Genomic DNA, 7,065 nt, shown 5'->3' with positions numbered 1-7,065 from the left:
CACGGCGGCCGGCTCGCCCTGCTCGCCCGGCCGGAAGGCGGCCTGCGCGTGTCGATCACGCTGCCGGCCGCGAAGGTGCCGGTGGCGGCGTGAGGATCCTCGTCGTCGAAGACGATGACGCCCTCGCCGAGGTCATCGCGGAAGGACTGCGCGACCAGGGGATGCCCGTCGACCTCGCGTGCGACGGGCTGGCCGCCGCAGCCAGCATCGATCTCACCGAATACGACGTCGTGCTCCTGGACCGGGACCTGCCAGGGCTGCACGGCGACCTGCTGTGCCAGATGATCACCGAGCGGGCGGACCGGCCGATGGTGCTGATGCTGACCGCGGCGAGCGCGCCCGGCGATCGGGTCAGCGGACTGACCCTGGGTGCGGACGACTATCTCGCCAAGCCCTTCCACTTCCCGGAGCTGATCCTGCGCATCCGGGCGCTGGCCCGCCGCAAACCGGACGCCAGGCCCCGTACGTTGCGCGTGGCCGGGATCGAACTGGACCCAGTACGCCGGACCGCCGTTCGCGACGGGCGGCAACTCCACCTCTCGGTCAAAGAGTTCGCGGTGTTGGAGGCATTGCTGCGGGCGAGCCCAGGATTCCTGAGCGCCGAGGCCCTGCTCGAGCGGGTCTGGGACGAGCACGCCGACCCGTTCACCAACACCGTCACGGTGACAGTGGGCCGATTGCGCCGCAAGCTCGGAGAGCCGCCGATCATCGCGACGACACCAGGAATCGGCTACCGGATCGCTTGATCTACGAACCCGCGACGGTTGGGGTCGTGGGTTCCGACGAGGAGAAGCCGACCATCAAGGACGACGAGATCGAAGTCGTACACCCTGTTTCACGTGTCCAGGATCGAGTCCTTCGAGGTCTCGCGCATGAACCCGTAGACCAGCAACGAGATCAGCACGCACCCGGCGACGTAGTAGAAGAACACGGACTCCATGCCGGCCTGTTTGAACCACAGCGCCACGTACTCGGCCGTGCCGCCGAAGATCGCGACGGTCAGCGCGTACGGCAGGCCGACGCCGAGGGCGCGGATGTTCGTCGGGAACAGCTCGGCCTTCACGATCGCGTTGATCGACGTGTAGCCGGTGACGATCACCAGACCGCCGAGCATCAACAGGAACGCGGGGAACGCTTCCGACGTCTTCGCGAGCGTCGAGAGCAGCGGCACCGTGGCCAGCGTGCCGAGCACACCGAAGCCGAGCAGCAGCGGACGGCGGCCGATCCGGTCGGACAGCGCGCCCGCGACGGGCTGCAGCACCACGAACACCAGCAGCGCGGCGAAGTTGATCCAGCTGACCGTCGCGGCGTCGATCTTGCTGGTGTTCACCATGAACTTCTGCAGGTAGGTCGTGAACGTGTAGAACGCGACCGTGCCGCCCAATGTCAGGCCCACGACGAGCAGGCATTCCTTGGGGTGCTTCAACAACGCCTTGAAGGTGCCCTTCTGCGGGTTGTCCTTCTGGCGCTCAAAATTCTCCGACTCGTCCATGCCGCGCCGCAGCCACATCACGATGATCGCGCCGGTCGCACCGATGACGAACGCGATCCGCCAGCCCCACTCCATCATCTCCGGCTTGGAGAGGAACTGCTGCAGCACGATCTGCACGCCCAGAGCCACCAGCTGACCGGCCGTCAACGTCACGTACTGGAAGCTGGAGTAGAAACCGCGGCGCGCGGGTGAGGCCACTTCGGACAGATAGGTCGCCGAGGTCGCGTACTCACCACCGACCGAAAGCCCCTGCAGCAACCGTGCGAGCACCAGCAACAGAGGCGCGGCGACACCGATCGTCGCGTACGACGGGGTCAACGCGATGATCAACGATCCGAACGCCATCAGCGTCACGGAGAGCGTGAGTGCGGCGCGACGGCCGTGACGGTCGGCGTAGCGGCCGAGCAGCCAGCCGCCCAGTGGCCGCATGAGGAAGCCGACGGCGAACACGGCCGCGGTGTTGAGCAGCTGCGCGGTTTGGTCGCCCTTCGGGAAGAACGCGGCCGCGAAGTAGATGCTGAACGCGGTGTAGGCGTACCAGTCGTACCACTCGATCAAGTTTCCGACCGACCCGCGCAGCACGTTCGCCACCACTCGGCGCTCGGCGCGTTTCTCCTGAACCACTGTCATGGCGGACACGATCTCGGCGCCGCCTCACCCGTCACAACCTGGGCTGACGCTTCTTTACAGTCACTTAGGCGCGTCGCCACGCGCAGGAAACAGTCGTGATGGCCGATACTGCTCGAATGCGGGTGCTGTTGGTCGAAGACGACGACGGTGTCGCGGACGCCCTGGTGGAGGCACTGCGGGCGAACGGGCACCGGCCTGCCCGCGTGCGCAGGGGCGCCGACGCGTTGATCGCCCACCGCGACGCGGACGTCGTGCTGCTCGACCTCGGCCTGCCCGACCAGGACGGCCTGGAGGTGCTGCGCAAGCTCCGCAAGATCGACCCGGTGCCGGTGCTGGTGCTGACCGCTCGCGGTGACGAGCGCACGGTGGTGCGCGGGCTGCGGCTGGGCGCGGACGACTACCTGGTGAAGCCGGTGCGGCTGGCCGAGTTGCTGGCCCGCATCGACGCGGTGGCCCGGCGCAGCGCGGCCCGGTCGCAGGAACCCGACGACGTCGTGCGGGTGTCCGATGTGGAGATCGACCTGCAGAGCCGCCAGGTCGTGGTCGGCGGGCGCGAGATCTCGTTGACCACCAAGGAGTTCGACGTCCTGGCGGTGCTCGCGCGTCGTCCCGGCACGGCGGTGAGCCGTCAGCAGCTGATGGACGAGGTGTGGGGCAACGCTTTCGTGGCGGTGTCGCGCACTCTCGACGTCCATCTCACGCAGCTGCGCGCCAAGCTCGACCGGCCGGGACTGCTGCACACGATTCGCGGTTTCGGCTACCGGCTCGGTGAATAGATGCGGCAACGACTTCTGTTGGTGCTGTTGCTCTTCTCGCTCTCGGCCGTCACCGCGTTCGCCTTCCCCCTGCTGATGAGCACGGCCTCCGAACGCACCCAGCAGTTCGTGATCAGCCGCACCGCCGACCTCGACCGCTTCGTCACGCTGCCCACCGACGTCGTGGTGTCCGAGGCGCAGCGGTACGCCGACGTCTACGGCGAGGGGGTCGTGGTCGTCGACGCGTCCGGCACTCCCGTCGTCGAGTCGGGCATGACGGTCGCCGACGTGTCCGCCCAGATCGACGCCGCCCTGCGCAACCAGCCCGCCGCGCCCGTGCCCACGGTGATGCCCTGGAGCGGCGGCGACGTCCTCTTCGCCCGTCCCGTCGGCACCGGCACGAAGGTCGCGGGCGCCGTGGTGCTGCGAGCCTCGACGCGCGTCGCCGCCTTGGACGTGGCACGGCGCTGGGCGATCGTGCTTGCAGGGGCTTTGCTCGCGGCCTGCGCATGCGTGCTGCTGGCGTTGGTCGTGGCCCGATGGCTGCTGCGTCCCCTCAAAGAACTCGACCGGGGCGTGCGAGCGGTCGCAGAAGGACAGCGTCGCACACACGTCGCCGACACCGCGGGCCCGGCAGAGCTGCGCGCGTTGTCGGAGTCGTTCAACCGCATGTCCGACGCCGTCGCCGAAGCCGCCGACCAGCAACGACGACTGATCGCCGACGCCTCGCACCAGCTGCGCAACCCCATGGCGGCACTGCGGTTGCGCGTCGACATGCTGCCGTCCAACGACTCGCTGCTCACCGAGGTCGAACGCCTGGAGTCGTTGCTGGACGGGCTCTTGGCACTGGCGTCGGCGGAGAGCACAGCGACCGAGCGCGCGGCGGGCGGCGTCGAACCCGAGCTCGCCGACCTGCAGGTGGTCGCGCACGACCGGGTGGACGCGTGGCGCGCGGCGGCTGGTTCCGCAGGCGTGACGATCACCGTCGACGACCGGGCGCCAGGACTCGTGCGGTGCGCGGTGTCGGACCTCGCGCAGGTGCTGGACGTGTTGCTGGACAACGCCATCAAGTACGGCGGATCGCAGGTCACCGTGGTGTGCGACCGGGCAACGCTGATCATCCGCGACAACGGTCCCGGCCTGTCCACAAAGGACATCGGGCGTGCGACGGAACGGTTCTGGCGCGGCGACGACTCGCAGCGCGGCACCGGCCTCGGCCTGGCCATCGCGGAACGGATCGTGACAGCGCACGACGGCACGCTGAAGCTGCACACGGATGGCGGGCTGGTCGCGACGGTCGAACTGCCGAAGGAGCCGCTGCTGTGAAGCGCCGCCCACTTCCGCCCGGCCGCGCCGCGCTGAGCCGCCGCACGTTCCTGCTCGGCGCGCTGGCCCTGACCGCCTGCGGCACCAGCGAGCCGGCCGGCACGATCAAGATCGCGGGCGGCGAGCCGGGCGGGTTCTACAACGACTTCGCCGCCCTGCTCTCCCGCCTCTCCCCCAGCCCGCTGATCATCACCCCGATCGAGACCGGCGGCAGCGCCGACAACCTCGAACACCTCCGGGAAGGCACCGCCGACCTGGCGCTGACCTTGAGCGACAGCGCCCACATGGAGTCCGGCCTCGTCGCACTGGGCCGCGTCTACGAGAACTACCTGCAGCTCGTGGTCCTCGACTCCTCCCCGTACCGGACCGCGGCCGATCTGATCGGTAAGCCGGTGTCACTGGGCGCGGCTGGCTCCGGCGCCGCGTTGCAAGGCGAACGGCTCGCGCTGGGCGTGCAGGAAGAGCACTACCCGTTGCGCAACGCCATCGACGCCTTGAAAGCAGGGGAGATCGCGGCATTGCTGTGGTCCGGCGGCGTCCCGACCCCGGAGCTCAACAAGGCGAGCGGGATCAGGCTGCTGCCGCTCGACAGCTTCCTGCCGAGGCTGCGCCAGGACTACGGCAAGGTCTACGAACGCGTGGACGTCCGCATGGGCGTGTACGGCTCGCCCGTCGACGTCCCCACGATCGGCACGCCGAATCTGCTGGTGTGCCGGCCGGACCTCAGTGCCGAGTACGCGGGCGCCGTCGTGCGGCTGCTCGTGAGCAAAGCGGCGCAGCTCGTGCCGGATCAGGCGCTCGGCACCCAGTACCTCGACGTGCGCAGTCTCATCGACACGGGCAAAGTGCCACTGCACCCAGGGGCGGCGGCGGAATACAGGAGACTGCACGGATGATCATCACGATGGCGTCGATCTCGCTGGACGGGTTCTTCGAGGGACCCGGCCACGACATCAGCTGGCACGAGATGAGCGAAGACCTGCACGACTACATCAACGCCGACCTGGCGACGATGAGCACGTTCCTCGACGGCCGCCGCACCCACGAGCTGATGCTGGAGGCGTGGCCACACGCCGAGGACAACCCCGACTTCACGCGGTCGATGCTCGAGTTCGCCCCGATCTGGCGGAACGTGCGCAAGATCGTCTACTCGCGCACGCGGGAGTTCACCGAGTGGAACAGCGAGACCCGCCGCGAGGTCGACCCCGACGAGATCAGGAACCTGCCGGGCGACAGCATGATCGGCGGGCCCGACCTGCTCCAGACCTTCTTCGCCCTCGATCTCGTCGACGAGATCCGCCTCTACGTGAACCCGGTCGCGATCGGTGGCGGCACGCCGTTCTTCCGCAAGCCGAACGCCCTGGCGCTCAAGGGCACCAGGCGTTCGGCAACGGAGTCGTGCTGCTGACCTACGGCAGGCGCTGACCGAGCAGCAACGCCGCGGCCGCGGCGAACATCGCCGTCATCGTGCCGAGCAACAGCCACGGCTTCGACGCGTCGGCCTGCTTCTTCTCGTAGCCGATCTGCTCGCCGAGCGTGTCGTAGACCCGGCGCAGCTCCTCGGCGGAGGCGGCCTTGAAGAACTCGCCGCCGGAGATCTTGGCGATCTCCTTCATCGCGTCGTCGTCGACGGGGACGGACTGCTGCCGTCCCTCGATGTCGACCACGCCGTCCTCGGTGCCGAACGAGATCGTGGAGATCGGGACCCCGGCCTTCTTGGCGTCCTCCGCCACGTCGAAGGCCTTCCGGGTGCCGACCGTCTCCTTGCCGTCCGTCATCAGCACGATGCGGGCGGGCGGCGGTCCTTCGGCGCCACCGACGACCTTGCCGAACGAGTCGATCGACGCGATCGCGGCCGCCAGCGCGTCACCGGTCGCGGTCGACTGGGCGAGCTTCAGCCCGTCGATCGACTGCGTGACGGCCGCACGGTCCGTCGTCGGCGCCACCAGCACGGTCGCCGACCCGGCGAACGAGATCAGCCCCAGGTTGATGCCCGGTGTGAGCCCTTCGGCGAACGACTTGGCGGCCACCTGCGCGGCCTCCAGGCGCGACGGCTTCACGTCCGTGGCCTTCATCGACAGCGACACGTCGACGACCATCATGACCGTCGCCCGGTTGCGCGGCACCCGTTGCTCGGACGTCGGGCCGGCCAGTGCGACCGTCAGCAACGCCAGGGCTGCCAGCAGGAACGCCGCCGGGACGTGCCGCGACCAGCGTTCCCGCTTGGGCGCGACCTTCTCCAGCAGCTCCAGGTTCGTGAACCGCAGCACCCGCTTGCGCCGCATCCGCTGCGCCACCACGTACCCGGCGGTGAGCAGCGCGACGGCGATCAGCAGCAGGAACCACCACGGGGCGACGAAGTTCGAGAAGCTCACGCGACACCCCCAGACCAGCGGCGCTTGCGCGCCACCACGAAACGAACCGTGTCCGCGATCCAGTCCGAGTCGGTCCGCAGCACCAGGTGCCCGGCACCCGCGCGCCGCAGTCCCGCAGCCACCTCGGCCCGGTGTTCCGCGGCCGCCGCGTTGAACTCCTTGCGCAACAACGCGGACGCGGTCACCTCACGCTGCCGCCCTGTCTCCGGGTCGGACAGCACGACGGTGCCCACCTCTGGCAGGTCGACGTCACGCGGGTCGACGACCTCGATGGCGACGATGTCGTGCCGTGCCGACAACGCGCGCAACGGCCGTTGCCACTCCATGTCGCCGAGGAAGTCCGAGATCACCACGATCAGGCCGCGCCGGCGTGGAGGCCTGCGCAGCTGCTCCAGCAACGCCGCGAGGTCGCCGCGCGTGCCCTCGGCCGCCCGCGGCATCTCGGCGATCTTGCGGATCATGCCCCGCGCGTGTGCGACGGCCGCCA

The 7,065-nt window shown here is 69.1% G+C and carries 8 protein-coding genes; 5 read left to right on the top strand and 3 right to left on the bottom strand.

Translation table 11 applies throughout. The features are described from left to right. Positions 1-89: 89 nt before the first annotated feature. Positions 90-746 (top strand): response regulator transcription factor, encoded by a 657-nt coding sequence (locus tag FXN61_RS45755; RefSeq protein WP_167980070.1) that lies wholly within the window; start codon positions 90-92, stop codon positions 744-746. Positions 747-835: 89 nt separating this feature from the next. Here the strand turns inward: FXN61_RS45755 and FXN61_RS45750 are convergent, their stop codons facing one another. Then, on the bottom strand, positions 836-2,122 hold the full coding sequence (locus FXN61_RS45750; RefSeq protein ID WP_167980069.1) for an MFS transporter: 1,287 nt from the start codon (positions 2,120-2,122) through the stop codon (positions 836-838). 116 nt (positions 2,123-2,238) lie between these two features. Here FXN61_RS45750 and FXN61_RS45745 point away from each other — a divergent pair, with 116 nt between their 5' ends. From FXN61_RS45745 to FXN61_RS45730, 4 genes are read left to right on the top strand one after another with little or no spacing between them, the layout of a single operon-like run. Then, the gene (locus FXN61_RS45745) at positions 2,239-2,898 is read left to right on the top strand and encodes a response regulator transcription factor (RefSeq protein ID WP_167980068.1); all 660 of its coding nucleotides are present in this window, start codon (positions 2,239-2,241) and stop codon (positions 2,896-2,898) included. Continuing rightward, entirely contained in the window at positions 2,899-4,203 is a 1,305-nt protein-coding gene (locus FXN61_RS45740) for a sensor histidine kinase (RefSeq protein ID WP_167980067.1), read from the top strand. Continuing rightward, on the top strand, positions 4,200-5,099 hold the full coding sequence (locus tag FXN61_RS45735; RefSeq protein ID WP_312878511.1) for a TAXI family TRAP transporter solute-binding subunit: 900 nt from the start codon (positions 4,200-4,202) through the stop codon (positions 5,097-5,099). Before FXN61_RS45740 ends, FXN61_RS45735 begins: the two co-directional genes overlap by 4 nt. Continuing rightward, positions 5,096-5,611 carry a dihydrofolate reductase family protein gene (locus FXN61_RS45730; protein WP_223165867.1) on the top strand — a complete coding sequence of 172 codons (516 nt, stop codon included), beginning with the start codon at positions 5,096-5,098 and terminating at the stop codon, positions 5,609-5,611. The genes FXN61_RS45735 and FXN61_RS45730 overlap by 4 nt, the downstream gene beginning before the upstream one ends. Before the next feature lies 1 nt (position 5,612). Here FXN61_RS45730 and FXN61_RS45725 read toward each other — a convergent pair whose 3' ends face one another. Continuing rightward, on the bottom strand, positions 5,613-6,578 hold the full coding sequence (locus FXN61_RS45725; RefSeq protein WP_167980066.1) for a VWA domain-containing protein: 966 nt from the start codon (positions 6,576-6,578) through the stop codon (positions 5,613-5,615). Continuing rightward, positions 6,575-7,065 (bottom strand): DUF58 domain-containing protein (locus tag FXN61_RS45720; protein WP_446684963.1); only part of this gene is annotated, 491 nt, incomplete at its 5' end. The genes FXN61_RS45720 and FXN61_RS45725, both read right to left, overlap by 4 nt.

This window comes from Lentzea indica, from assembly GCF_012184385.1.
In the GTDB taxonomy this organism is placed as follows: domain Bacteria; phylum Actinomycetota; class Actinomycetes; order Mycobacteriales; family Pseudonocardiaceae; genus Lentzea; species Lentzea indica.
The sequence above is the reverse complement of the archived record's forward strand: the minus strand, read 5'-3'. Positions and strand labels throughout refer to the sequence as shown.

Bases quoted from the DNA above. Each gene is read 5' to 3' on its own strand.
- FXN61_RS45750 (WP_167980069.1), bottom strand. From the start codon at position 2,122: ATGACAGTGGTTCAGGAGAAACGCGCCGAGCGCCGAGTGGTGGCGAAC.
- FXN61_RS45745 (WP_167980068.1), top strand. From the start codon at position 2,239: ATGCGGGTGCTGTTGGTCGAAGACGACGACGGTGTCGCGGACGCCCTG.
- FXN61_RS45740 (WP_167980067.1), top strand. From the start codon at position 2,899: ATGCGGCAACGACTTCTGTTGGTGCTGTTGCTCTTCTCGCTCTCGGCC.
- FXN61_RS45730 (WP_223165867.1), top strand. From the start codon at position 5,096: ATGATCATCACGATGGCGTCGATCTCGCTGGACGGGTTCTTCGAGGGA.